Raw genomic sequence first — 25,389 nt, forward strand, 5'->3', positions numbered from 1 at the left:
CCACCGGTCGCGGCTCGGGGCCTGTGCGAGTCGCTAGGCTGGTGTGGGCCGCCGGGACCGGCGGTGCCGACCCCGATGCGAAAACCAGGTGTGTCCGTGAGTGCGCTGTCCCCCCTCCCCGTGACCGACGCAGACCCCGCCGTGAGCGGCGTCCGCGTCCGCTTCTGCCCGTCCCCGACGGGCACGCCGCACGTCGGGCTCATCCGGACGGCGCTGTTCAACTGGGCGTACGCACGCCACACGGGCGGCACGTTCGTGTTCCGCATCGAGGACACCGACACCGAGCGGGACTCGCAGGAGAGCTACCTGCAGCTGCTCGAGGCGATGCGCTGGCTCGGGCTCGACTGGGACGAGGGCGTCGAGGTCGGGGGGCCGCACGAGCCGTACCGGCAGTCGCAGCGCTCCGACCTCTACCGCGACGTCGTCGCGAAGCTCGTCGAGGGCGGGTACGCGTACGAGTCCTTCTCGACCCCCGAGGAGATCGAGGCCCGCAACGTCGCTGCCGGCCGCCCCAAGGCCATGGGCTACGACGGTTACGACCGGCACCTCACGGACGAGCAGAAGGCCGCGCTGCGCGCCGAGGGGCGCGAGCCGGTGCTCCGCCTGCGCATGCCGGACGAGGACGTGACCTTCACCGACCTCGTCCGTGGCGACGTGACGTTCAAGGCCGGGACCGTCCCCGACTTCGTCATCGTCCGCGCCAACGGGCAGCCGCTCTACACGCTCGTCAACCCGGTGGACGACGCGCTCATGGAGATCACCCACGTGCTCCGTGGGGAGGACCTCCTGTCCTCCACCCCGCGTCAGGTCGTGCTCTACCGCGCCCTGCTCGACCTCGGCATCGCGACGACGATGCCGAAGTTCGGTCACCTGCCGTACGTCATGGGGGAGGGCAACAAGAAGCTCTCCAAGCGTGACCCCGAGTCCAACCTCTTCCTGCACAAGGAGCGCGGTTTCACCCCGGAGGGTCTGCTCAACTACCTCGCCCTCCTCGGGTGGAGCATCTCGGCGGACAACGACATCTTCAGCGTGGACGAGCTCGTCGCCGCGTTCGACATCTCGGACGTCCTGGCCAACCCGGCACGGTTCGACCTCAAGAAGGCCGAGGCGATCAACGCCACCCATCTGCGGATGCTCGCCCCGGAGGACTTCCGGGACCGGCTCGTGCCGTACCTGCACGACGCGGGCGTGCTGCCCGCGGGCACCTACGCGGAGCTCAGCCCCGCCCAGCAGCGGTTGCTCGACGCCGGTGCGCCGCTCGTGCAGGAGCGCATGACACTCCTCGGCGAGGCCCCCGGGATGCTCGGCTTCCTCTTCGTCGCGGACGACGCGGTCGCCCTCGAGCCCGAGGCGGTCGCGGCGCTCAAGCCGGAGGCGCCCGCGATCCTCGAGCGGGCCATCGACGTGCTCGCCGGCCTCGAGGACTTCAGCCCCGCGTCCCAGCAGGAGGCCCTCAAGGCGGCGCTCGTCGAGGACATGGGCGTCAAGCCGAAGTTCGCGTTCGCGCCGCTGCGTGTCGCGATCACGGGGCGCCGGGTGTCGCCGCCGCTGTTCGAGTCGATGGAGATCCTCGGCAAGGAGTCCTCGCTCGCCCGGCTGCGCGTGCTGCGCTCCACGGTGTGAGCGCACGCAGCGTCCGGGACGACGAGGCCCAGCCGGCCCCGGCTGGGTCCCCGCGGGCCCCGGTCGCCCGGACGCTCGCCGGCGCGCCCTGCGACGGCGTGCTGTTCGACGTCGACGACACCCTCGTCGACACGCGGGGTGCCTTCGTCCGGGCGATGGAGGCGATCGCCCGGACGTACCTGCCGCACCTCGACGCGACGCGGTACCCGGAGGTCGTCGGCGTCTGGCGCACGGACTCGGGCGGTCGCTACCGGGCGTACACCCGGGGCGAGCTGACGTTCGCCGAGCAGCGGCTCCTGCGTGCCGAGGAGCTCCAACGAGTGTTCGCAGGAGCGCCCGTCACTCGCGAGGGTTTCCCCGCGTGGGATGCCGTCTTCGAAGCGGCCTTCCAGGCCGGGTGGCGGGCGCACGACGACGCTGCGCCGGTGGTGAGTGCTCTGCGAGCGCTCGGGGTGCGGGTCGGTGCGCTGTCGAACGCGGCTGCCGCGTACCAGGAGCGCAAGCTCGACCACGTCGGTCTCGGGTCCGTGCCGCTGCTCGTCGGCGTCGACACCCTCGGGGTGGGGAAGCCCGACCCCAGGGTGTTCCTCGAGGCGTGCGCGCGGCTCGGGACCGATCCGGCGCGGACGATGTACGTGGGCGACGAGCTCGACGTGGACGCTCTCGCTGCGCGTGCGGCCGGCCTCGTCGGGGTGTGGCTCGACCGGCCGGGTGGGCGCCGCGGGGGGCCGCACGTCGAGGACCCGGAGCTCGCCCGCGAGGCCGGCATCCCCGTCGTCGCGACGCTCTCGGAGGTCGAGAACCTCGCCCGTCGGTGAGCGGCGCGGACCCCCGGTTTGGCGGTAGGCCCGGACTCCGGTAATGTTCCACGTCGGTAGCGCCCCTCGGGGAGCGTCGCTCGGACAGAGATCCGGGTGGGCTCACCGTCGAGGTGGTACCCCCATGGGGTATGGTGTAATTGGCAACACAACGGTTTCTGGTACCGTCATTCTAGGTTCGAGTCCTGGTACCCCAGCGCAGAGTTCTTCCGTTTCGCAGGTGGTCAGCCCACCGGAAATGATGCGGTAGAGTTCTCACTCGGAAGTCGAGAAGCACTGCGAAAGCAAGGCTGCTCGGTCCACAGGCCCCCATCGTCTAGCGGCCTAGGACGCCGCCCTCTCACGGCGGTAACACGGGTTCAAATCCCGTTGGGGGTACAGCGAAAGGCCCGGTCATCTGACCGGGCCTTTGTTGCGTCCGGCGGACGCTGCCGCCCGTTCCGCCCCGAGGAACGTGACGAACCGGGTGGACCCCTGGAGGTCCACCCGGCGTCGGGGGAGCACGCGGCGTCAGCCGGGGGTCACGTCACTCGCCGGAGCGGCGCAGGACCTCGGTCAGTCGGTTCGCCGCAGCGACGACGGACCCGGCGTGCAGGCGTCCGGGCTGGCGGCTCAGGCGCTCGACCGGTCCCGAGATGGACACGGCGGCCACGATGCGACCCGAGGGCCCGCGCACGGGGGCCGACACGGACGCGACGCCCACCTCGCGCTCGGAGACCGACTGGGCCCAGCCGCGGCGACGGACCCCCGAGAGGATCGTCGCGGTGAACTTCGCGCCCTGCAGGCCGCGGTGGAGGCGGTCGGGCTCCTCCCAGGCGAGCAGGATCTGCGCCGCCGACCCGGCGTGCATGGTGAGCGTCGCGCCCACGGGGATCGAGTCGCGCAGTCCCACCGGTCGCTCGGCCGCCGCGACGCAGATGCGCTGGTCGCCCTGGCGCCGGTACAGCTGCGCGCTCTCGCCCGTGTGGTCGCGCAGCGCGGTGAGCACGGGGTTCGCCGCGGCGAGCAGGCGGTCCTCGCCGGCCGCGGTCGCGAGCTCGTTGAGGCGCGGTCCGAGGACGAACCTGCCCTGCATGTCCCGGGTCACGAGCCTGTGGTGCTCGAGCGCGACCGCGAGGCGGTGGGCCGTCGGGCGAGCCAGGTGGGTAGCTGCGACGAGCTGTGCCAAGGTGGCGGGGCCGGCCTCGAGAGCGCCCAAAACGGAGGCTGCCTTGTCCAGCACTCCGACTCCGCTAGAATTGTCCATAGGTCGATATTGCAGTCTCGAAGGCTGAGACGCAAGTAGGCTCTCCGGAAGTAACCCGAGAAGCGCCCGTGCATCGGTGGGCGAACGTGTACGCGTACGAGAGGAACAGTGATGGCCGGCACGCTGGCAGAGAAGGTTTGGGACGCGCACCTCGTGCGCAGGGGTAGTGACGGCTCGCCCGATCTTCTCTACATCGACCTCCACCTCGTCCACGAGGTCACGAGCCCGCAGGCGTTCGAGGGACTCCGCCTCGCGGGCCGTGGCGTCCGTCGTCCGGACCTGACGATCGCGACGGAGGACCACAACACCCCGACGCTCGACATCGACCGGCCGATCGCGGACCTCACGAGCCGCACGCAGATCCAGACCCTGCGCAACAACGCCGCGGAGTTCGGCGTGCGCCTCCACTCGCTCGGCGACGCCGACCAGGGGATCGTGCACGTCGTCGGCCCGCAGCTCGGCCTGACGATGCCCGGCCTCACGGTCGTGTGCGGCGACTCCCACACCTCGACCCACGGCGCCTTCGGTGCGCTCGCGTTCGGTATCGGGACGAGCGAGGTCGAGCACGTGCTCGCCACCCAGACGCTCCCGCTCCAGCCGTTCAAGACCATGGCGATCACCGTCAACGGCGCGCTGCCCGAGGGCAGCACCGCGAAGGACATCATCCTCGCGGTCATCGCCAAGATCGGGACGGGCGGCGGGCAGGGCTACGTGCTCGAGTACCGCGGCGAGGCGATCCGCCGGCTCTCCATGGAGGGCCGCATGACGATCTGCAACATGTCCATCGAGGCTGGCGCGCGCGCTGGCATGATCGCACCGGACGAGACGACGTTCGAGTACCTCAAGGGCCGCCCGCACGCGCCCGAGGGGGCGGACTGGGACGCTGCCGTCGAGTACTGGCGCACGCTGCGCTCCGACGACGACGCGGTGTTCGACGCCGAGGTCGTGCTCGAGGCGGACGACCTCGAGCCGTTCGTCACCTGGGGCACCAACCCAGGGCAGGGGCTGCCGCTCTCCGCGAACGTCCCCGTCCCCGCCGAGATCGCCGACGAGAACGAGCGTGTCACGGCTGAGCGTGCGATCGAGTACATGGGCCTCAACCCCGGCACCCCCCTGCGGGACATCGCGATCGACACCGTCTTCATCGGCTCGTGCACCAACGGTCGCATCGAGGACCTGCGCGCGGTCGCCGAGATCGTCGAGGGCCGCAAGAAGGCCGACTCGCTGCGCGTGCTCGTCGTCCCGGGCTCGGCCCGCGTGCGCCTGCAGGCCGAGGCCGAAGGGCTCGACAAGGTCTTCCTCGACTTCGGTGCGGAGTGGCGCAACGCCGGCTGCTCCATGTGTCTGGGCATGAACCCCGACCAGCTCGCTCCCGGCGAGCGCAGCGCCTCGACGTCGAACCGCAACTTCGAGGGCCGTCAGGGCAAGGGCGGACGGACCCACCTCGTCTCGCCGCTCGTCGCGGCGGCCACCGCCATCCGCGGCACGCTCTCGTCGCCCGCCGACCTCGCGCAGGACGCGGCAGACGCCGACGCGCTGCAGACCGCCTGACCGTCCACCGCCACCGCTTCCTGGAGTAGTCACACATCATGGAGAAGTTCACAACGCACACCGGCGTGGGCGTCCCGCTGCGGCGCAGCAACGTCGACACCGACCAGATCATCCCGGCGGTCTACCTCAAGCGCGTCACGCGCACGGGATTCGAGGACGCACTGTTCGCGGCCTGGCGCGGTGACGAGTCGTTCGTCCTCAACCAGCCCGCCTACACGCGCGGCTCGGTGCTCGTCGCCGGTCCCGACTTCGGCACCGGCTCGTCGCGCGAGCACGCTGTCTGGGCACTCAAGGACTACGGGTTCAAGGCCGTCCTGTCCGCGCGCTTCGCCGACATCTTCCGGGGGAACTCGGGCAAGCAGGGGCTCCTGGCCGCTCAGGTCGCGCAGGAGGACATCGAGCTGCTGCTCAAGATCCTCGAGACGAGGCCGGGCACCGAGATCACCGTGAACCTCGTCGACCGCACCGCGACCGCCGACGACGTCGTCGTGCCGTTCCAGGTCGACGACTACACGCGCTGGCGCCTCATGGAGGGTCTGGACGACATCGGCCTGACCCTTCAGCACGAAGAAGAGATCACCGAGTTCGAGGCCACGCGGGCGTCCTGGCGCCCGAAGACGTTGCCGGCGAAGCACCTCCCGCCCGTCGAGATCGAGGCTGCACGGCCCGTCTCCTGACGGCTCGGACACCTGAGGACGCGAGGTCACCTGGGAACAGGTGGCCTCGCGTTCGTGTTGGGACGTGAAGACTCGGTGCACGTGCACGCGGGGAATAGGTCCGCACGCGATGGATAGGCGACGATAGCCCCATGAATGATCTGCTCTATGTCAACGGCGGCAACCCGTTGAACGGAACCATCACGGTCCGCGGCGCCAAGAACTTCGTCTCCAAGGCGATGGTCGCCTCGCTGCTCGGCGACGGCCCGAGCGAGCTGCGGAACGTCCCGGAGATCCGCGACGTCGCCGTCGTGTCCGGGCTCCTCGAGCTGCACGGGGTGACGGTCGACTACGACGTCCCCGCCGGGGTGCTGCGGCTCGACCCGAGCAACGTCGAGGCCGCCCACGTGGCAGACATCGACGCGCACGCGGGATCGAGCCGGATCCCCATCCTCTTCTGCGGGCCGCTCCTGCACCGCCTGGGTGAGGCGTTCATCCCGGACCTGGGCGGCTGCCGCATCGGCGACCGGCCGATCAACTATCACCTCGACATCCTGCGTCAGTTCGGTGCGACCGTGGAGAAGCGTGCTCAGGGGATCTACCTGGCGGCCCCCAACGGGCTGCGCGGCACGAAGATCACCCTGCCGTACCCGAGCGTCGGTGCGACGGAGCAGCTGCTGCTCACCGCGGTGCGCGCGGAGGGCATCACCGAGCTGTCCAACGCGGCGACCGAGCCCGAGATCATGGACCTCATCAACGTCCTGCAGAAGATGGGCGCGATCATCTCGGTCGACACCGACCGGGTCATCCGGATCGAGGGCGTCGAGCGGCTATCGGGGTACCGGCACACCGCCCTCGGCGACCGCATCGAGGCGGCCTCCTGGGCCTCGGCGGCGCTCGCCACCCAGGGCGACATCTTCGTCAAGGGCGCCACCCAGCCCGAGATGACGGCGTTCCTCAACACCTTCCGCAAGGTCGGAGGAGAGTTCGAGGTGGAGGACGAGGGCATCCGCTTCTTCCACCCCGGCGGTGAGCTGCGTTCCATCGTCCTGGAGACGGATGTGCACCCGGGCTTCATGACGGACTGGCAGCAGCCGCTCGTCGTCGCGCTCACGCAGGCCACCGGGCTGTCGATCGTCCACGAGACGGTCTACGAGAACCGCTTCGGGTTCACGGACGCGCTGCGCGGGATGGGCGCGAACATCCAGGTGTACAAGGAGTGCCTGGGAGGCCGGCCCTGCCGGTTCGGACAGCGCAACTTCTACCACTCCGCCGTCGTGTCCGGCCCGACCCCGCTCGCCGCAGCGGAGATCGAGGTCCCCGACCTGCGCGGTGGCTTCAGCCACCTCATCGCAGCGCTCACCGCCAAGGGCACCTCGACGGTCCGTGGGATCCAGCTCATCGACCGTGGGTACGAGAGCTTCATGGACAAGCTCGGGGCCCTCGGCGCAGAGTTCAGCCGGAGCTGAGCTTCTCCCGCCGGGCGCGCCCGTCCTCCGGCCCGCCGGAGGACGTCGGGGATGCGCCCGGCTCGCGGTAGCCTGTCCCGGTGACAACTCAGGGAACCTCACCTGCCGGGGGAGCGAAGCCGGCGGGCGACGGCAAGAACGTCACCTACCGCCTCGTCGCCGGGCTCCTCAAACCGTTCCTGTTCGCCGTGAGCACGCGAGACTGGCGCGGCACCGAGAATCTGCCGCGCACAGGTGGCTTCATCGCCGCCAGCAACCACATGACGAACATCGATCCGCTGACGTTCGCGCACTTCCTCTACGACGAGGCCCGTGCGCCGCGCATCCTCGCCAAGGCGTCCTTGTGGAAGATCCCCGTGCTGCGCACGGTGCTCGACAAGACGGGCATGATCCCCGTGCACCGCAACACGACGGGAGCGGCCTCGTCGCTCTCCGCGGCGGTCGAGCAGCTGCGTGCGGGGGAGTGCGTCGCGGTGTTCCCCGAGGGGACGCTCACACGTGACCCCGACCTGTGGCCGATGACGGGCAAGACCGGTGCTGCGCGCCTCGCCCTGAGCAGCCGGGCGCCGGTCATCCCCATCGCGCAGTGGGGCCCCCAGGAGATCCTCGGCCAGTACTCCAAGCGTCTGCGCCCCTTCCCCCGCAAGCGGGTGCACATCGTCGCCGGCCCGCCGGTGGACCTCGACGACCTCTACGACCGGCCGATGGACTCCGCCGTCCTGCGTGAGGCCACCGAACGCATCATGGACGCCATCACCCGCCTGCTCGAGGACCTGCGTGGCGAGCGCGCGCCCGCGGTCCGGTACGACATGCGAAAGGCCCCCGGGGCTGCCGGCCCGACAGGTGGCACGAGCGCGGCTCCCGACCCGGGCGACACGCTCGCTGGGGACGTCCGGTGATCGCAGCGGTCCTGGGCGCCGGTGCATGGGGCACGACCTTCGCGCAGGTGCTCGCCGACGCAGGGTGCACGGTGCGCGTCTGGGGTCGGGACGCCGCAGTCGCCGAGGCCATCACGACGCGCCACGTCAACGTGCGCTACCTCCCGGACGTGGTCCTGCCGGACGGGGTGTCCGCGACGACCGACGTGCGGGCGGCGCTCGCCGGCGTCGACCTCGTCGTCGTCGCGATCCCCTCGCAGAGTGCACGGGCGATCCTCGAGCCGCTCCGTGACCTCGTCCCCGCCGGTGCGGTGGCGGTGTCGCTCATGAAGGGTGTCGAGCTGAGCACGGACCGTCGGATGAGCGAGGTCGTGGCCGACGCGCTCGCCATCGACCCGGGGCGCGTCGCGGTCGTGTCGGGACCGAACCTGGCCGGCGAGATCTCGCAGCGCCAGCCGACGGCGACGGTGGTGTCGTCCACCGACCCGAGGACCGCGGCGCTCGTCGCTCGGGCCTGCTCCTCCGGGTACTTCCGTCCCTACACCAACGCGGACGTCGTGGGCGTCGAGCTGTGCGGTGCCGTGAAGAACGTCATCGCTCTGGCCGTCGGCATGGCCCAGGGGCGGGGATTCGGGTTCAACACGACCGCGACGGTCATCACCCGCGGCCTCGCGGAGATCGCGAGGCTCGGGGCGGAGCTGGGAGCCGATGCCGAGACCTTCCCCGGCCTCGCGGGGATGGGCGACCTCATGGCCACGTGCGCCTCACCGTCGTCGCGCAACCACACCCTCGGCAAGCACATCGGCCAGGGCATGTCGCTCGACGACGCGATCATCGCGACCGGGGGAACCGCCGAGGGCGTGAAGTCGTGCCGGTCCGTCCTGGCTCTGGCCCGCTCCGTGGGCGTCGAGATGCCCATCACCGAGGCAGTCGTCGCGGTCCTCCACGAGGGCCTGCCCGTGGAGCGCATGGCCCGGGGTCTGCTCGCCCGGCCGCAGAAGGCCGAGGGCGTCTGACACCCGGACCTGCCGCGGTCAGAGGGTGCTGTGGGCGACGTCCACGACCACGCGTACGGGGTTCTCGAGCATCTGGACGCGGAACGGGTGCCCGGCTGTCGTCAGGCCGATGTTCGAGTCCGTGACGCCCTCGTACACCGCCCAGCCGTGGACCTCGGTGACGACCTGCGTGTCTGCCGCGGACACCGGGCCGCTCGCCTCGAACGGCTCCGCACCGCTGTCCATGGGGTAGGCGCTGCCGGTGATGAGCACGCTGAGGGTGCCGTCGCCCGGGATGTCGAGGACGGTCCCGCTACCCGCCTGGACCGCCTCGTCGGCGTACTCGACGGTCCATCCGGGCAGGCCGGTGCCGGCCATCTCGTAGACGACACGGTCGAAGCCGTCGTGGCCCGCGGTCCGGACGTCGACGACGGTGAGCAGCGCGCCCGGGGTGGCCTCAGCCGTGTCCGCGCTGGTGTCGGCAGGGAAGGGGAGGCCGCCCAGCTCGTCCTCGCCGTCCTGCGGGGACGGCTCCGGTGCGGAGGGTTCCGCAGGGGGCGGGTCGGCCGTGGGCGAGGGGGAGGGCGACGGCGTCCCGGACGGGCTCTGCGTGGCGGGAGACGGAGGGGTGTCGCTCGTGCAGCCGGCGAGGGCGAGCCCGGCCACGAGTGCCAGAGCGGCCGCGCGCGCTGGCACGGGCCGTCCGCCCGGTCCCGGGCGACCTGCTCGGCGGCGTGCGTCGCTGCTTGTGCTCATCGTCATCCTCGTGCGCTCCTTGTGGTCGTCGTCGGGGTCATCTGCTCAGCGCCTGCTCGAGATCGGCCCAGAGGTCGTCGACGTCCTCGATGCCGACGCTCATGCGCAGGAGGTCCTCGGGGACGGTGGGCGACTCGGTGGCGAACCTGCGGCGTCGCTCGATCGTGGACTCGACCCCGCCGAGGCTCGTGGCGGGGACCCACAACCGTAGAGCCCCGACGACCCCGTCGGCCGCCGCGATCCCGCCCTGCGGCCGGAGGCCGATGATCGCCCCGAATCCGTCCATGACGCGTCGGGCGGTCTCGTGGCCGGGGTCGTGCGGCAGGCTCGGGTGGCGCACCTCGGCAACGGCCGGATGCGCGGCGAGCCTGCGCGCCAGCTCGGCAGCATTGGCCTGGGCACGCTCCACCCGGAGCGCGAGGGTCCGCAGTCCACGCAGGGCCAACCACACCTCCCACGGACCGGCGATGGCACCGTGCAGCGTGCGGTGGGCGCGCAGGAGTCCAGCGAGGTGCGCGGAGCTCGTCACGGCGATCCCGAGGACGACGTCCGAGTGGCCGGCGAGATACTTCGTCACCGAGTGCACGACGACGTCCGCACCGTGGGTGAGCGGGCGCTGGACGAGGGGCGTGGCGAAGGTGTTGTCGACCGCGACGAGAGCGCCGGCCCGGTGCGCCGCGTCGACGAGCACCGGCAGGTCCGCGACCTCGAGCATGGGGTTGGTCGGCGACTCGATCCACAGCAGGTCGGTCGCGTCGAGCTGGGCGATCACCGCGGCGGTGTCTGCGATGTCTACGCGGACGACGGTCACGCCGTGCCGGGCTGCCATGTCGTCGACGAAGCCGAGCGTGACCTGGTACGAGTGCCGTGGGAGCACCACGCGGCCCCCGTCGGGCACGAGGGCCAGCACAGCGGCGATCGCCGCCATGCCCGACGCGAACACGATGCCTGGCTCGGTCGCGCGCTCCAGCGCGGCGACGGCCGTCTCGAACGGGCCCCACGTCTCGGTGTCCATCCGCGCGTAGAGCCTCTCGCCGGGCGCGGGTACGCCGGCCGAGACGTAGGTGGAGGACAGCACGACAGGAGGGTTCACCGGTGCCCCCTGCGTGCGCGCCGGCCGGCCGGCCGTGACGGCGAGAGTCGCGGGTGCCGGCTCGTGCTGCGGGAGGGAGGTGTCTGCGCGCGGAGGAACGTCGGTCATGCGTCCGACCCTATGCCCCGCCTGTACCAGGGCATGTCCGGCGCCGGTAGAGTCGCCCCTGATGTCTACCGAGCCCCAGCCCCAGCCCCCGCACACGCCCGAGTCCCCGACGACCGGACCGGACGCAGCCGTCGCACCCGACGTGCCCCGCGAGCCGCGTCGCACCCGGGTCGTCCTGCTCTTCGGAGGGCGCTCCGGGGAGCACGTCATCTCCTGCGCGACAGCAGCCGGGGTCATGCGCGCGATCGACCGGGAGAGGTACGACGTCGTGCCCGTGGGCATCACGCCCGACGGGCAGTGGGTCCTCGTCCCGGACGACCCCGACCAGTGGGAGATCCGCGACGGACGCCTCCCCGAGGTCGCGACCGGTCCCCAGGAGGCCCTGCTCCCGCTCGCCGTCGGGCAGCGCGGTCTGCGGGTGCTCGTGCCCGGTGAACCGCCTCGCGTCGTGGGCGACGTCGACGTCGTGTTCCCGCTGCTGCACGGACCGTTCGGAGAGGACGGCACGCTCCAGGGGATGCTCGAGCTCGCGGACCTGCCGTACGTGGGTGCAGGCGTGCTCGCCTCGGCCGTGAGCATGGACAAGCACTACATGAAGCTCGTGCTCGCTGGCCACTCGCTGCCGATCGCCCCGTTCACGGTGGTGCCGGCAGAGCAGTGGGAGGGCAACGAGCAGGCGTGGACGCAGTCGATCGCGCACCTCGGTCTGCCGGTGTTCGTCAAGCCCGCACGCGCCGGCTCGAGCCTCGGCATCTCGAAGGTCAGTCGTCTCGAGGACCTGCCAGCGGCCATGCGTGAGGCGCAGCGGCACGACCCCAAGGTCATCGTCGAGGCCGCCGTCGTCGGGCGGGAGATCGAGTGCGCCGTGCTGGGTGGCCGCCCCGGCGAGCGTGCCCGCGCCTCACTCCCCGGCGAGATCCAGGTGACGGGCGCCGACCGTGACTTCTACGACTTCGAGGCGAAGTACCTCGACGAGGCGAGCGTCAACCTCGTCTGCCCCGCCGACCTGCCCGCAGACGTCGTGGCGCAGGTGCGCGACATCGCGGTCCGGACGTTCGAGGCCGTCGGTGCTGAGGGGCTGTCGCGCGTCGACGTCTTCGTCACGGACGACGGAACGGTCGTCGTCAACGAGATCAACACCATGCCTGGCTTCACGCCGTTCTCGATGTACCCGCGGATGTGGCAGGAGTCCGGGCTCGCCTACGCGGACCTCATCACCGAGCTCCTCGAGCTCGCGCTCGCGCGTCCGACGGGCCTGCGCTGACGCAGGACCTGTACGGCTGCCACGAGGGGCGGCACGGGTGCTCCCAGGGCGCGCGGATCAGCGGCAGCGCTGCGTGGCCTCGACCTCGGTGACCGCCGCGGCGAGGTCGACGAGAGCAGCGGTGGGCTGGCTCCCGGAGAGTGCCGCGGGCACCTGCACCGCGATCGCGGGGTCGCGTCCGTAGGTGACGAACGTCCATCCCTTCTCGTCCTGCGTGGTGATCCAGTCGACCGCGGTCGCGGCGTCCGACGCATCGAGGGAGATCGACTGGCAGTCCGAGCTCGTCGGGGAGGGCTGCTGCACCCCGCACGTGAGCGTGATCGCCCGGCCCGGCTCACCCCAGGCCGCCGTCGCCTGCCCGGAGGCCCGCACCTTCGGCTGGCCACCGACCTCGGCCGGTGCGGCGAGCACCACCCGCGCGCACAGCGGGTCGGCAGCATCCTGTCCTGCGGGCACGGTGATCGTCGGGGTGCACCCGGAGAGGACCGTCACCGCCACGGCGGCGAACGCCGCCGTGCGTCTCCGGAGGGCCCGTACGGGAGGCCCGGACAGCTGCGCCGGGGGCCGGCGGACGCCGCCGGCGGGACGTGAGGGCATGACGTCATCCTAGTGCTCCCCGGTACTGTGGCGCCGTGGCCCCCGAACACGTCCGACAGCTCTCCGAGGAGCAGCTGCTGGCGCGCATCCTCCCGCACTTCCCTCCCGTGCCGTCGACGCTCGTGGGTCCCGGCGACGACGCAGCCGTGGTCAGCGCGCCGGACGGCCGCTTCGTCGTCTCGACGGACGTCCTCGTCGAGGACCGGCACTTCAGGCGCGCCTGGTCCACCGGGTACGACGTCGGGTGGCGCGCGGCGGTGCAGAACCTCGCTGACGTCGCCGCCATGGGGGCGCGAGCGTCCTCCCTCGTGGTGTCGCTCGTCGTCCCCGGTGACCTCGAGGTCGAGTGGGTCGTCGGACTGGCACGCGGCCTCGCTGCTGCGTGCCAGCAGCACGGAGCGTCCGTGGTGGGCGGTGATCTGTCGGGTGGTGCCTCGGTCGTCGTCGCGGTGACCGTGCACGGCGACCTCGACGGCCGCGCTCCGGTCCTCCGGTCCGGAGCGAGAGACGGGGACGTGCTGGCGCACTGCGGGGTGCTCGGTCGCTCTGCCGCGGGCCTCGCGCTGCTCGCCGCTGGGCGTCCGGACGTGGACGCCGGGCTCGTCGCGGCCTTCCTCCGCCCGGATCCGCCCGTCGGCGCCGGGGTCGATGCCGCGGTGTGCGGCGCGACCGCGATGCTCGACGTCTCGGACGGACTCCTCCGGGACGCCGGACGGATCGCTCGAAGCAGCGATGTGGCGATCGACCTGCACGGACCCCAGGGGGCGCTGTCGACGGACGTCGCTGCTGTCTCCGCGGCTGCTCGGGCGCTCGCCGTCGACCCGTGGCACCTCGTCATCAGCGGCGGTGAGGACCACGGGCTGCTCGCGACGTTCCCTCCGGGGAACGCCCTGCCCGCGGGGTTCCGGGTGATCGGTCGGGTCACCGAGCGCTCGGACCCGACCAGCGCAGGAGGCGTGACCGTGGCGGGCCAGGAGGTGACCGCGAGCCCCGGGTGGGACCACTTCGGCGGGTAGGGCCGCCCGTCCGGCTGGCAGGCGACCGCTCAGCTGCGGCGGTAGCGCACCTCGGTGAGCTTCTCCCCGGCGTACTCCTCGAGCTTCTCGACGCCGTCGGGCGCGAAGCCGTGGCGGCGGTAGAAGTGCCGCGCGCGTTCGTTGTCCGCGATCACCCACAGGGACAGGGGAGTGTGGTCCGGCACACCGGCGAGCGCCTCGCGCATGAGATGCCGTGCGACACCCCGGCCCCAGGCCTCGGGCTCGAGGTAGATGTAGCGGAGCTCGAGGTCGCCGTGCTCGGCGTCCTCGTCACGGGCGGGTCCGATGCTCGCGAAGCCCACCGTCCGCCCACTGAGCTGTGCGAGCCACGTGAGGTTCTCGCGGGCGGAGAGGATGTCTGTCCAGAGGTTCGTGCGCGTCTGCACGGAGATCGATCCGAGGTACTCGTCGGGGATGATCCCGGTGTACGCCTGCCGCCACGAGGAGGTGTGGATCTGCGCGACGACCTCGGCGTCGGCGGGGGTGGCCCTGCGGATCGTCACGTCGTCGGTGTGGTCGTCCATAGGGTTAGCCTGCCACGAGGAGCGTGGACGACCAAGGCGCAGCGGACAAAAACGTCGGAGCCCGCCGGACGAGGTCCGACGGGCTCCTGAAGAGCTGTGCTGCTGGTGCTCAGACGTTGCGCGTGACCTTGCCTGCCTTGAGGCAGGAGGTGCACACGTTGAGGCGCTTGGGTGCACCGTTGACGATTGCGCGAACGCGCTGGATGTTCGGGTTCCAGCGGCGCTTCGTGCGCACGTGCGAGTGCGAGATGCTGTGCCCGAAGCTCGGGCCCTTTGCGCAGACTTCGCAGTTGGCAGCCACGGTCTCTCCTGATCGTCGTGCACGCCGCGAGGCGGCGAATTCAATGGTCTGTGGATAGCGGAAAACGCTGGCCCAGCCATGGATGAGCCATGACGACGGGTAGCAGAGCGGTCCGCGACTGCCCCGATACGAATCCGGGCAACCTCGATAGGGTAACGGATCCGGCGCTCCAGACTCAAGTTGCCTCGTGGGTGCCGGCCAGGACACTGTCCCGGGTCATCATTATGACGTCACGACCACGGACCGGGTGAGGAGGATGAGACGTGGACCAGCGCACCACCCAGGACCTCGGACGGGCCGCCCGGCTCGACGCGCAGGTCGTGCGGGAGTGGGCGCGCAGGAGCCTCGAGCTCGTCACGTCCGCACGCACGGTGATCGACAGCGCGAACGTCTTCCCGGTCGCCGACCGCGACACAGGGACCAACATGTCGCTCACCCTCGGCGAGGGTGCCCGGGCCGTCGAGAGGCTGCCGGCCGGGGCGACCGTCGTTGCGGTGCTGCACGCCTGGGCGAGCGGCGCACTGCTGGGGGCTCGGGGCAACTCAGGTGTGATCCTCAGCGAGTACCTGCGGGGGTTTGCCAGGGGCATCGGCGAGGCTGGCGCGCCCGGAGGCGGCGCGGCCCCCGAGCCGGGGGTGCAGGACGTCGCTCGAGCGTTGGACCTGGCGGCACGCAAGGCGTACGACGCCGTCGGCCAGCCGCGGCAGGGCACCATCCTGTCGGCCGCGGACGGCGCGTCACGTGGCGCCGCGAACGTCCTGGCCGCCGCGCCCGCAGGTGCACCGCTCGAGGACCTGGTCGCGGGTGCGACGGAGGGAGCCCGCGCCGCGCTGGGACGCAGCGTGCAGGACCTCGACGTGCTGCGCGCGGCCGGGGTGCTCGACGCCGGGGCCTACGGGCTCGTGCTCGTGCTCGATGCGCTCTCCGTCTCGCTGCGCACCGGGGCGCCCCACCGGCGGGAGGACCCGCAGGGGGACGGGGTGTCGGTGGCCGCGGGCACGATCGCCGTCATGGAGACACTGCAGGTCGCACCCGCGGGCGCGCTGACGCCGGCCGACGACCCGGATCGCGACGACCCGGATCGCCCCGACGGCGAGGACGGGTCCTGGCGGTCCGTCCCCGAGCGCCACGACCACACAGGGGTCGACGGAGAGTTCGAGGTCATGCTCGTCGTCGAGGATCCCGCATCCGAGCGGACGGGGCCTCCGACGGTGCCCGACGGGTCGGGCGCCTGCGGCTCGACGCGCGACGTCGCCGAACGGCTGCGGTGCGAGCTCCAGGAGATCGGTGACTCCGTCGTCGTCGTCGGCGGTGACGGGTCCTGGCAGGTTCACGTGCACACGGACGACCCGCACGCGGTGCTGCGACGCACACAGCGATGGAGCCAGCGCCAGATCGTCGTCCGCAGCCTGCCGCACCAGGTGGCGCAGCGGGCGGAGGGTGAGCGTGCGCCGACGGGCGTCGTGGCGTGCACCGCGTCGCCGGGTCTGGTCGCGGACCTCGCCCGGGCAGGTGCGGTCGTCGTGCTGCGCGGGTCCGTCCCGGTGTCCGCCGACGACCTCGTCCGGGGTGCCACCGAGACGGGGGCGGTGCGGGTGGTCCTGCTGCCGGCCGACGCGGCGACCCTGGAGGCCGCGCGGCAGCTCGCCCGGGCGGGCGCGCCGCTCGCGGACAGTGCCACCGGGGCGCTGCCGCCGGACGTCGCCGCGCTGGGTCACCTCGACGGCGTCATGGTCGCGCCCACGACGAGCGACCTCCATGTCGTCGCGGCGATGGCCGCCTGGGCGGGGATGGAGAGCACCGAGGACGCACCGGCGGTGCTGGCGGCGCTCGAGGGGGCAGCGGCCGCCGTCCGGGCCGTGCGCGTCCCGAGCGACGACGTCGTCGCCGTCCGGGCATCGCTCGACGACCTGCTGGCAGCCGCCGCGGCCGACGAGGACCCGGTCCTCACGGTGCTCGCGAGCGAGCTGGTCCCCGCGCGCGTCGTGACCGACGTCACGGCGTACGCACAGGGGGCGCGCCCCGGGATGGACGTCGTCGTCCTCGCCTCAGGCCGACGGTCCGCATCGCTCGTCATGGGGATCGACTGACGATGGACCTCGCCGCCGTGCCGCCATCGGTCGCCGATCCTGCCCCGTCGGCGCCCCTGCTCGACGAGCCGCTCACCAAGGTGCTCGGAGCCCGGACGGCCGGGCCCCTCGCCAAGCTGGGACTGACGACGACGGGGGAGCTGCTGCGGCACTACCCCCGTCGCTACGGCGAGCCCGGGCGGATGACCGACATGTCCGGCCTCGTCGTCGGCGAGCATGTCACGGTGGTCGCGCGGGTGATGACCGCCACCGTCCGCCAGATGCAGTCCCGGGGCGGCGCCATGCTCCAGGCCGTCGTCTCCGACGGCACCCATCGCCTCGCCCTGACGTTCTTCGCGAAGCGCGCTGGTGTCCTGCGCGTGCACGAGGACCGCATCCGCCCCGGCCGGACAGGACTCTTCACGGGCGTCGTCTCCGACTACCGGGGCGAGCGGCAGCTCGCCCACCCGGACTACCTCATCGTCGGTGTCGACGCTGACGACGAGGCGTCGGCGCTCGTCGAGGCGAGCCGCCCGATCCCGCTCTACCCCGCGAGCTCGGCCGCGCCCACCTGGCGGATCGAACGCTGCGTCCGCACCGTCCTCGACCCGTTGGTGCCCGCTGACGTCCCCGATCCGGTCCCGCACGACGTCCTGGCCCGGCGTGGGCTCGTCGGTCTGCACCAGGCGCTCCTCGACGTCCACCTCCCGCAGGACGAGGCGCAGTGGCAGCGCGGGCGGGAGCGGCTCCGGTACGAGGAAGCCTTCGTGCTCCAGGCGGCGCTCGCCCGGCGGCGCTCCCGGGCCGCCCGGCTCGAGGCGGTACCACGCCCGGTGCAGCCCTCCGAGGGTGCCAGCGGGGCCGCCCCGAGCATCCTGCGCGACTTCGATGCGCGGCTGCCGTTCGACCTCACCGAGGGGCAGCGTGCGGTGGGGGCCGAGATCGCGGGCGAGCTGGGTCGCTCCCAGCCCATGCAGCGCCTCCTGCAGGGCGAGGTCGGCTCGGGCAAGACCGTCGTCGCGCTGCGGGCGATGCTGCAGGTGGTCGATGCCGGCGGACAGGCCGCGCTCCTCGCGCCGACCGAGGTCCTCGCCGCTCAGCACGCCAGGACGCTGCGGTCGCTCCTGGGGGACCTCGCGCAGGGCGGGCTCCTCGGTGGCGCGGGGCACGGGACACGCGTGGCGCTGCTCACCGGCTCGCAGGGCGCGCGGGCTCGCAAGGAGAACCTCCTCGACGCCGCGAGCGGTGCCGCGGGGATCGTCGTGGGGACGCACGCACTGCTGAGCGCGACCGTGCAGTTCGCCGACCTCGGGCTCGTCGTGGTGGACGAGCAGCACCGGTTCGGCGTCGAGCAGCGCGACGCCCTGCGCGCGAAGGCGCAGCACGTCCCGCACCTGCTCGTGATGACCGCCACACCTATTCCCAGGACGGTCGCCATGACGGTGTTCGGCGACCTCGAGACGTCCGTCCTGCGGGAGATCCCGGCCGGTCGTGCCGGGATCACCACCCACGTCGTCCCCGCGGGCAACGAGGCGTGGGTGGACCGCACCTGGGCGCGGGTGCGCGAGGAGGTCGACGCGGGCCGCCGGGCGTACGTCGTCTGTGCGCGCATCTCACCGGACGACGCGGACCCGGACCCGGACGAGGGCCCTGAGGGAGAGCTCGACCTCGACGACGACACCCGTGCGCCGCTCCGTGCGGTGCTCGAGGTCGCAGAGGAGCTCCGGGCGAAGCCGGTGCTCGCCGGCGTCCGGATCGGTGTGCTGCACGGGCGGCTGCCTCCGGCCGAGAAGGACGCGGTGATGGCGGCCTTCACCACGGGCGAGCTCGATGTCCTCGTCTCGACGACGGTCATCGAGGTGGGCGTCGACGTCCCGAGCGCGACCGCGATGGTCGTCCTCGACGCCGACAGGTTCGGCATCTCCCAGCTGCACCAGCTGCGGGGTCGGGTGGGCCGGGGCGCGGACGCGGGCATCTGCCTGCTCGTGACCCATGCGCCGCCGGGGTCGCCCGCGGGAGCACGGTTGGCGGTCCTCGCGGGCTCGACCGACGGGTTCGAGCTCGCTGCGGCCGACCTCGAGCTCCGGAGCGAGGGGGACGTGCTCGGCGCCGCCCAGTCGGGCCGGTCCAGCTCGTTGCGGTTCCTGCGGGTCGTCAAGGACGCGGACGTCATCGCCCAGGCCCGCGAGGATGCCGCGAGGGTCGTCACGAGCGACCCGGACCTCGCCGAGCACCCGGCGCTGCGCGCGGCCATCGCCGTGCGGCTCGACGACGGGCGTGAGGAGTTCCTGGACCGGACCTGACCGGGCCGTCCCTGCGCGGGCGCGAGACGGCGTCGCGGTGCTGAGTAGGCTGTGCGACGTGACGAGGATCGTGGCGGGGACGGTCGGTGGCAGGACGTTGGCTGTGCCGGCGAAGGGCACACGGCCGACGAGCGAGCGCGTCCGGGAGGCGATCTTCTCGCGGCTCGAGCACTACGGGGTCCTGCAGGGTTCCCGGGTCCTCGACCTCTACGCGGGATCCGGCGCGCTCGGCCTCGAGGCGGCGAGCAGGGGAGCGAGCGCGGTGGTGCTCGTGGAGGCTGCCCGGTCTGCGGCGCAGGTGTGCGCGCGCAACGTGGCTGCGCTCGGCCTGGACGGGGTGGAGGTCGTCACGGAGCGCGCCGAGCGGTTCGTCCTCGACGAGGCCGTCGGACCGTGGGACGTCGTCTTCCTCGACCCGCCGTACGACGTCACGGACGCCGCGGTCGCGCAGGTGCTCCTGGCCCTCGAGGACGCCGTGGCGCCGGACGCCGTCGTCGTCGTCGAGAGGGCAGCACGCGGGCCGGCGCCGGTGCTCCCACCGACATGGCACCTCATCACCTCGAAGGCCTACGGGGACACCGCGGTCTACTACGCAGAGCCGCGACCCCAGGCCGGTGTACTACCGTGAACGCGTGACCATCGCCGTCTGCCCCGGCTCCTTCGATCCCATCACGCTCGGCCACGTCGACGTCGTCCGACGTGCCGCCAGCCTCTTCGACGAGGTCGTCGTGGGGGTCGCGCGCAACTCGAGCAAGGCTCCGCTCCTCGACGTCGACCGGCGCGTGGAGCTGGCGCGTGCGGCGGTGTCCGGCCTGCCCGGTGTGCGCGTCGAGGTCGTGCCCGGGCTCCTCGTCGACTTCTGCGCCCAGATCGGGGCGACGGTGGTCGTCAAGGGGCTGAGAGGTGGTGGCGACTTCGAGGCCGAGCTGCCGATGGCGCTCATGAACCAGCACATCGGGGGTGTCGAGACCGTGTTCGTGCTCGGGCGTCCGGACCTCGCGCACGTCGCCTCGTCGTTGGTCAAGGACGTCGCGCGGTACGGCGGTGACGTGAGTGCGATGGTGCCGGACGGCGTCGCCTCCGCGCTGCAGGCGGCACTCGGTGGCACCGTGGACCGCGGCGACACCTCAGCGAGCAAGGAGTGACATGAACATGCAGGACGAGAACGAGACGTACGTCGAGGGTGAGCAGCGACCCGGGGTGCCGGGACTGCTCGACGCCCTGACCGACCTCGTCGAGCGCGCACGAGCCATGCCGATGTCCGCATCGGTGCTCGTCAACCGCAACGAGGCCCTCGACCTGCTCGACGAGCTCCGGGAAGCCCTGCCGTCACAGCTCACGCGCGCTGACGAGGTCCTCTCCGACGCCGACAACGTCCTCGAGGACGCGCAGGCCGATGCCGAGGAGATCATCGCCACCGCCCGGGTTCGAGCTGCCGAGCTCGTCAGCTCGGAGCAGGTCGTCGTGCAGGCCGGCGCGCGCGCACGGGCGATCCTCGAGGAGGCGCACACCACCGCGCAGACGCTGCGCCGGGAGGCTGACGACTACTGCGACCGTCGACTCGCGGAGTTCGAGATCGACCTGGGCAAGATCCTCGCCCAGGTGCACGCCGGACGGGACAAGCTCGCCGAGCGGCTCGCCGGGAGCGACGCTGCCGGCGCTGGAGCAGATCGGTAGCAGCACCGCTCGCGGACGGACGACGTCGGGGACCGGTGTTGGGCGCCGCGCAGCCATGACGTAGTATTGCCTGTTGGTCCTGCCACTCACGGCTCCGACCGAGATCACACCTGTTTGGATATCCTGTGCAGCGTCCCATCAAGCTTGACCACCGTTCGCCTCTCGTCCTCGACACCGTCGAGCTGGGCAGGCGGCCGGGATCGATGCGGACCGAGCACCGGAAGGTGTCCGCTCCCGCGGATCTCGGCACGATCGTGATCGGCATCCCCGAAGGCAGTGAGCTCGACCTCGACCTGAGGCTCGAAGCCGTGATGGAGGGGGTTCTCGTCTCCGGTTCCGTCTCCGGCCGTGCGGTCGGAGAGTGTGTCCGGTGCCTGGAGGAAGTTGTCGAGGACGTCGACATCTCGATCCAGGAGCTGTTCGTCTATCCGGAGCGCGCGGAAGCCGCTGTGGAGGCGGGCGACGACGAGGACGAGGTGCGGGAGGTCCAGGACGATCTGATCGACCTGGAACCGGCGCTTAGGGATTCGGTCGTCACTGCACTACCATTCCAACCGTTGTGCTCACCGGACTGCCCGGGTCTGTGCTCCGAGTGCGGGGTGCGACTGGCAGACGAGGTCGATCACAGGCATGACATCGTCGATCCCCGGTGGTCGACACTGAAGAGCATGTTCAACGAAACGAAAGAGAGCTAGCCGTGGCTGTTCCGAAGCGCAAGATGTCGCGCAGCAACACCCGTGCGCGTCGTTCGCAGTGGAAGACGACTGCCGCGAACCTGACGACGTGCCCCCAGTGCAAGGGCGACAAGCTCTCGCACGCTGCGTGCCCCACGTGCGGCACCTACAAGGGTCGCCAGTACGCCGAAGCAGTGCGTACCGAGCACGCCAACTGATTCTCTGACGCCTGTGGCGTCATCCAGCTGGGTTTGAAGGGTCTGTCCGTGGCGAGCAAGGTTCGACGTCAGGTCTCGCCCGCGAACCAGCTGCTCGAGAAGCTCGGGGTCCACCTGGACCCCGAGCTTCTCGTGCTTTCCCTCACCCACCGGTCCTTCGCGCACGAGGCCGGTGGGATCCCCACGAACGAGCGGCTCGAGTTCCTCGGTGACGCGGTGCTCGGTCTCGTGTCCGCCGAGGCGCTCTACCGTCGGCACCCCGACCGCCCGGAGGGCGAGCTCGCGAAGATGCGTGCGGCGACCGTGTCGCAGCGTGCCCTCGCTGCCGTGGCACGGGAGCTCGGGCTCGGGGACTACATCCTCCTCGGCAAGGGCGAGTCGGGGACCGGCGGGTTCGACAAGGACTCGATCCTCTCCGACACGGTCGAGGCGCTCATCGGTGCCGTGTACCTCAGCCACGGTCTCGACGTGGCGCGTGAGTTCGTGCACCGCCTCATCGACGCGACCCTCGCGGCCGCGTCCACCCTCGGCGCCGGGCTGGACTGGAAGACCTCGCTCCAGGAGGCCGCTGCCGAGCGTGGCGTGGGTGTGCCCGAGTATGCGAGCGAGGCCGAGGGGCCCGACCACGCGCGCGTGTTCACCTCGCGCGTGATGCTCGGCGGTGAGGTCGTCGGTACCGGCCGCGGGACGTCCAAGAAGCTCTCGGAGCAGGTCGCCGCCCAGGCGGCGTACGAGACCGTGCTCCGGGGCTCTGCGTCCGGCGGGTCCGGCCCCGGCGGTGCCTGAGCTTCCCGAGGTCGAGACCGTCCGTTCCGGGTTGGAGCGGCACGTGCTCGGCGCACGGGTCGAGCACGTGGAGGTCTTCCGCGACTACAGCGTCCGACGGCATGCACCGGGCCCGGCGGACTTCGCCGCGCAGCTCGTCGGGCAACGGTTCACCGCCGCAGCGCGACGTGGCAAGTATCTGTGGTTGCTCCTCGACGCACCGGGATCCGCGCTCCTCGCACATCTGGGCATGAGCGGACAGCTCCTCGTGCGGTCGAGCGAGGGACTTGGCGTGACGTCCCCCCACCTGCGCGTGCGGCTCGCGCTCAGCGGGCCTCGGGACGAGGAGCTCACTCTCGACTTCGTGGACCAACGGACCTTCGGGCACCTGAGCGTGTGCGACCTCGCACCGACCGCGGACGGTCTCCCCGGCGGTTCCGGCACCGACCGTGCGGTCGTGCCTGGTCCGGTCGCGCACATCGCGCGCGACCTGCTCGACCCGGCCGTCGGGTCGGGCACCGCGGGTCGCGCCGCGCTCGTCGATGCGTTCCGGCGGCGCAGGACCGGGATCAAGCGCGCGCTCCTCGACCAGTCGCTCGTCTCGGGCATCGGGAACATCTATGCCGACGAGGCGCTCTGGCGTGCGCGGATGCACTTCGCGCGCAGCACCGCGACGATGCCGCGCGCCGACGTCGCGCGCGTCCTCGCGGCCGCGGAGGACGTCATGCGCAGCGCCCTCGTCCAGGGCGGGACGAGCTTCGACGCCCTGTACGTCAACGTCAACGGGCAGTCCGGGTACTTCGACCGGTCGCTCGAGGCCTACGGACGCGCCGGCCAGCCGTGCCGACGCTGCGGGACGCCGATCCGCCGGGACGAGTTCATGAACCGTTCGTCGTTCACCTGCCCGGCGTGCCAGCGCCGCCCTCGCGCGGCGGGCCGATGAGGACGGTACGCGTCGGTCCCGGTCGACGACTCAGCCCCGGTCGACGACGTTCCGCAGCGGCACGCCGCTGACGAACGCCGCAAGGTTCTCCTCGATGAGGGCCTCCGCGCCCTGGGGTCGGCCGCCCGCGGCGTGCGGGGTGGCGATGAGGTTCGGTGCCGACCACAGCGGGGAGGCGGCGGGCAGCGGCTCGCGGGCGAACACGTCGAGCGCTGCGCCACCGAGCGTCCCGGACCGCAGGGCCGTGTCGAGGGCATCTTCGTCGACAGTGGTCCCGCGGCCGACGTTGACGAGCCAGGCATGGTCCGGCAGCTGGGCCAGGCGTCGGGCGTCGATGACGCGGTCGGTCGCACTGCCGGCTGGCAGCACCGCGACGAGCAGGTCGGTGACCGGCAGGCGCTCGTCGAGGTCGTCGTCGGTGATCACCGGGAAGCCGGCACGCGTACCCGCGCTGGTCGCCACCCCGACGACGTGGGCGCCGAGCGCCGCCAGGAGCGGAGCAAGCCTCTGTCCGATCGACCCGAAGCCCCAGATCGTCACCTCGCGGCCGTCGAGCGTGCCCAGGCCCGGGACGTGCGCCTGGTCCCCGGTCTGGACGCCGCCGAGCTCGCCCGCCCACCGTCCGGCGCGCTGGGCGTCGAGCATGAGGTCGAGCCTGCGGACCGCCATGAGCGACAGGGCCAGGGCGTGCTCCGCGACCGGCCCGTCGTGCAGCGACCTGCCTGACGTGATGACGACGTCCGGGCCGAATCCTGCCTCGACCACGGTGTCGGGCCCGGCGGGGAGGGCCTGGACCCATCGCAGGGCCGACAGGCGCTGGGCGCTGTCCGCGAGCTGCTTGCGGTTGTTGCCCCAGACGACGAGCACCTCCGCGTCGGTGTGCTCGTCGGGCACGGGCAGCGTGACGTCGTAGTCGACGAGGTCGACGTCGTGGTCCGCGGGGGCGGTGACCGTGAGGGGCAGGGACGTGGGGAGGAGGACCTTCATGCCCCTACAGTGCCAGGTGCGGCGGGGCGCCACGGGTCGTGGGACCGAGGCAGGGCCAGCCCGTCCTAGGATGGTCGGGTGGACACCGCCGAGGACACCCAGGGCCAGGACTCCCGCATCACCGTCATGATCGTCGACGACCACGAGGTCGTACGCCGCGGGATCGCGGAGGTGATCGACCGGTCGGAGGGCATGCACGTGGTCGCTGAGGCGGGCAGCGTCGCCGAGGGCGTGCGTCGAGCGAAGCTCGTGCGACCCCAGGTCATGCTCGTCGACCTCCAGCTGCCGGACGGAACAGGGATCGACCTCATGCGCGCCGTCCGTGAGGCGCAGCCTGAGATCTACGCGATCGTCCTCACGTCGTTCGACGACGACGCGGCACTCGCGGCCGCGCTCGAGGTCGGCGCGGCGGCGTACGTGCTCAAGAGCGTGCGGGGCGCCGAGATCGCTGACGTCGTGCGCGCGGTCGCGGCGGGCCGGGTGCTCTTGGACCAGCGCACGGTGACGCGCCGTCGCCGGGAGCACGACGACCCCACGGAAGACCTGACCCCGAGCGAGGTGCGCGTCGTCGCGCTCATCGGCGAGGGCCTGTCCAACCGGGAGATCGCGGAGCGACTGGGCTGTGCCGAGAAGACCGTGAAGAACCACATCACGTCGCTGCTCGCGAAGATGGGACTCCAGCGTCGCACTCAGGTGGCGGCCTGGGCGGCCTCGCGGCGCAACCAGGCGTGGGCGCCCGACGCCCTGCGCTGAGTCCAGCCGGCCGTGACGGGCCGAGCTGCGCAGGCGGCCCGCTGCGCCAGCCGCCGCCTGCGCTACCCGGCCCCGCTGTCACCA

The 25,389-nt window shown here is 71.9% G+C and carries 26 protein-coding genes and 2 tRNA genes; 21 read left to right on the forward strand and 7 right to left on the reverse strand.

Annotated elements, in window-relative coordinates; translation table 11 throughout:
• Positions 1-75: 75 nt before the first annotated feature.
• The 4 genes from gltX (at position 76) to AC54T1_RS05135 (ending at position 2,819) form a co-directional block, all read left to right on the forward strand.
• Positions 76-1,623, forward strand: a complete 1,548-nt coding sequence (gene gltX / locus AC54T1_RS05120) for a glutamate--tRNA ligase (RefSeq protein ID WP_496911286.1) — start codon at positions 76-78, stop codon at positions 1,621-1,623.
• Entirely contained in the window at positions 1,620-2,441 is an 822-nt protein-coding gene (locus AC54T1_RS05125) for an HAD family hydrolase (protein WP_484344864.1), read from the forward strand. Before gltX ends, AC54T1_RS05125 begins: the two co-directional genes overlap by 4 nt.
• A gap of 125 nt (positions 2,442-2,566) precedes the next feature.
• Positions 2,567-2,638 (forward strand) — tRNA-Gln (locus tag AC54T1_RS05130).
• 108 nt (positions 2,639-2,746) lie between these two features.
• Positions 2,747-2,819: transfer RNA gene (locus AC54T1_RS05135), tRNA-Glu, on the forward strand.
• A 148-nt stretch (positions 2,820-2,967) separates the two neighbouring features.
• Here AC54T1_RS05135 and AC54T1_RS05140 read toward each other — a convergent pair.
• Positions 2,968-3,687 (reverse strand): IclR family transcriptional regulator, encoded by a 720-nt coding sequence (locus tag AC54T1_RS05140; RefSeq protein ID WP_484344863.1) that lies wholly within the window; start codon positions 3,685-3,687, stop codon positions 2,968-2,970.
• Between the two features lie 111 nt (positions 3,688-3,798).
• Here AC54T1_RS05140 and leuC point away from each other — a divergent pair, with 111 nt between their 5' ends.
• From leuC to AC54T1_RS05165, 5 genes are all read left to right on the forward strand, one after another.
• Positions 3,799-5,238, forward strand: coding sequence for a 3-isopropylmalate dehydratase large subunit (leuC, locus tag AC54T1_RS05145; protein ID WP_484344862.1), 1,440 nt, complete (start codon positions 3,799-3,801; stop codon positions 5,236-5,238).
• Positions 5,239-5,276: 38 nt separating this feature from the next.
• Positions 5,277-5,915 carry a 3-isopropylmalate dehydratase small subunit gene (gene leuD / locus AC54T1_RS05150; protein ID WP_484344861.1) on the forward strand — a complete coding sequence of 213 codons (639 nt, stop codon included), beginning with the start codon at positions 5,277-5,279 and terminating at the stop codon, positions 5,913-5,915.
• Positions 5,916-6,046: 131 nt separating this feature from the next.
• Positions 6,047-7,363: a UDP-N-acetylglucosamine 1-carboxyvinyltransferase gene (gene murA / locus AC54T1_RS05155; RefSeq protein WP_484344860.1), complete on the forward strand. Its 1,317-nt coding sequence runs from the start codon at positions 6,047-6,049 to the stop codon at positions 7,361-7,363.
• Positions 7,364-7,443: 80 nt separating this feature from the next.
• Positions 7,444-8,262: a lysophospholipid acyltransferase family protein gene (locus tag AC54T1_RS05160; protein ID WP_496911287.1), complete on the forward strand. Its 819-nt coding sequence runs from the start codon at positions 7,444-7,446 to the stop codon at positions 8,260-8,262.
• Positions 8,259-9,257: an NAD(P)H-dependent glycerol-3-phosphate dehydrogenase gene (locus AC54T1_RS05165; protein WP_484344858.1), complete on the forward strand. Its 999-nt coding sequence runs from the start codon at positions 8,259-8,261 to the stop codon at positions 9,255-9,257. The genes AC54T1_RS05160 and AC54T1_RS05165 overlap by 4 nt, the downstream gene beginning before the upstream one ends.
• An 18-nt stretch (positions 9,258-9,275) precedes the next feature.
• Here the strand turns inward: AC54T1_RS05165 and AC54T1_RS05170 are convergent, their stop codons facing one another.
• Complete coding sequence (locus tag AC54T1_RS05170; RefSeq protein WP_496911288.1) at positions 9,276-9,992, reverse strand: AMIN-like domain-containing (lipo)protein; 717 nt, start codon at positions 9,990-9,992, stop codon at positions 9,276-9,278.
• A gap of 37 nt (positions 9,993-10,029) precedes the next feature.
• Entirely contained in the window at positions 10,030-11,193 is a 1,164-nt protein-coding gene (locus tag AC54T1_RS05175; protein WP_496911289.1) for a trans-sulfuration enzyme family protein, read from the reverse strand.
• Positions 11,194-11,254: 61 nt separating this feature from the next.
• Between AC54T1_RS05175 and AC54T1_RS05180 the strand changes: the two genes are divergently transcribed.
• On the forward strand, positions 11,255-12,457 hold the full coding sequence (locus tag AC54T1_RS05180; protein ID WP_496911290.1) for a D-alanine--D-alanine ligase family protein: 1,203 nt from the start codon (positions 11,255-11,257) through the stop codon (positions 12,455-12,457).
• 57 nt (positions 12,458-12,514) lie between these two features.
• Here AC54T1_RS05180 and AC54T1_RS05185 read toward each other — a convergent pair whose 3' ends face one another.
• Entirely contained in the window at positions 12,515-13,054 is a 540-nt protein-coding gene (locus AC54T1_RS05185; protein ID WP_496911291.1) for a DUF3515 family protein, read from the reverse strand.
• A gap of 35 nt (positions 13,055-13,089) precedes the next feature.
• Between AC54T1_RS05185 and AC54T1_RS05190 the strand changes: the two genes are divergently transcribed.
• The gene (locus tag AC54T1_RS05190; RefSeq protein WP_496911292.1) at positions 13,090-14,070 is read left to right on the forward strand and encodes a thiamine-phosphate kinase; all 981 of its coding nucleotides are present in this window, start codon (positions 13,090-13,092) and stop codon (positions 14,068-14,070) included.
• Positions 14,071-14,099: 29 nt separating this feature from the next.
• Here AC54T1_RS05190 and AC54T1_RS05195 read toward each other — a convergent pair whose 3' ends face one another.
• Both AC54T1_RS05195 and rpmB read right to left on the reverse strand, forming a co-directional pair.
• Positions 14,100-14,615, reverse strand: coding sequence for a GNAT family N-acetyltransferase (locus AC54T1_RS05195; protein ID WP_484344852.1), 516 nt, complete (start codon positions 14,613-14,615; stop codon positions 14,100-14,102).
• Positions 14,616-14,724: 109 nt separating this feature from the next.
• Positions 14,725-14,916, reverse strand: coding sequence for a 50S ribosomal protein L28 (rpmB, locus tag AC54T1_RS05200; RefSeq protein WP_198733004.1), 192 nt, complete (start codon positions 14,914-14,916; stop codon positions 14,725-14,727).
• 263 nt (positions 14,917-15,179) lie between these two features.
• Between rpmB and AC54T1_RS05205 the strand changes: the two genes are divergently transcribed.
• The 9 genes from AC54T1_RS05205 (at position 15,180) to mutM (ending at position 23,565) form a co-directional block, all read left to right on the forward strand.
• Positions 15,180-17,006 carry a DAK2 domain-containing protein gene (locus AC54T1_RS05205; protein ID WP_496911293.1) on the forward strand — a complete coding sequence of 609 codons (1,827 nt, stop codon included), beginning with the start codon at positions 15,180-15,182 and terminating at the stop codon, positions 17,004-17,006.
• A gap of 2 nt (positions 17,007-17,008) precedes the next feature.
• On the forward strand, positions 17,009-19,288 hold the full coding sequence (locus AC54T1_RS05210; protein ID WP_484344850.1) for an ATP-dependent DNA helicase RecG: 2,280 nt from the start codon (positions 17,009-17,011) through the stop codon (positions 19,286-19,288).
• Positions 19,289-19,346: 58 nt separating this feature from the next.
• Positions 19,347-19,916, forward strand: coding sequence for a 16S rRNA (guanine(966)-N(2))-methyltransferase RsmD (gene rsmD, locus AC54T1_RS05215; protein WP_496911294.1), 570 nt, complete (start codon positions 19,347-19,349; stop codon positions 19,914-19,916).
• Between the two features lie 4 nt (positions 19,917-19,920).
• Positions 19,921-20,433, forward strand: coding sequence for a pantetheine-phosphate adenylyltransferase (gene coaD / locus AC54T1_RS05220; RefSeq protein WP_484344848.1), 513 nt, complete (start codon positions 19,921-19,923; stop codon positions 20,431-20,433).
• Between the two features lies 1 nt (position 20,434).
• Positions 20,435-20,965, forward strand: a complete 531-nt coding sequence (locus AC54T1_RS05225; protein WP_484344847.1) for an ATP synthase subunit B family protein — start codon at positions 20,435-20,437, stop codon at positions 20,963-20,965.
• A 125-nt stretch (positions 20,966-21,090) separates the two neighbouring features.
• Positions 21,091-21,660, forward strand: coding sequence for a YceD family protein (locus AC54T1_RS05230; protein ID WP_484344846.1), 570 nt, complete (start codon positions 21,091-21,093; stop codon positions 21,658-21,660).
• Between the two features lie 2 nt (positions 21,661-21,662).
• Entirely contained in the window at positions 21,663-21,857 is a 195-nt protein-coding gene (gene rpmF, locus AC54T1_RS05235) for a 50S ribosomal protein L32 (RefSeq protein ID WP_083941789.1), read from the forward strand.
• Positions 21,858-21,905: 48 nt separating this feature from the next.
• Positions 21,906-22,643, forward strand: coding sequence for a ribonuclease III (gene rnc, locus AC54T1_RS05240; protein ID WP_484344845.1), 738 nt, complete (start codon positions 21,906-21,908; stop codon positions 22,641-22,643).
• Positions 22,636-23,565, forward strand: a complete 930-nt coding sequence (gene mutM, locus AC54T1_RS05245; protein WP_496911295.1) for a bifunctional DNA-formamidopyrimidine glycosylase/DNA-(apurinic or apyrimidinic site) lyase — start codon at positions 22,636-22,638, stop codon at positions 23,563-23,565. Before rnc ends, mutM begins: the two co-directional genes overlap by 8 nt.
• Before the next feature lie 30 nt (positions 23,566-23,595).
• Here the strand turns inward: mutM and AC54T1_RS05250 are convergent, their stop codons facing one another.
• On the reverse strand, positions 23,596-24,552 hold the full coding sequence (locus AC54T1_RS05250) for an NAD(P)-dependent oxidoreductase (RefSeq protein ID WP_496911296.1): 957 nt from the start codon (positions 24,550-24,552) through the stop codon (positions 23,596-23,598).
• A 126-nt stretch (positions 24,553-24,678) separates the two neighbouring features.
• Here AC54T1_RS05250 and AC54T1_RS05255 point away from each other — a divergent pair, with 126 nt between their 5' ends.
• Positions 24,679-25,305 carry a response regulator gene (locus AC54T1_RS05255; protein WP_484344920.1) on the forward strand — a complete coding sequence of 209 codons (627 nt, stop codon included), beginning with the start codon at positions 24,679-24,681 and terminating at the stop codon, positions 25,303-25,305.
• Positions 25,306-25,389: the final 84 nt, after the last annotated feature.

The organism is Sanguibacter sp. Z41_6, from assembly GCF_059621145.1.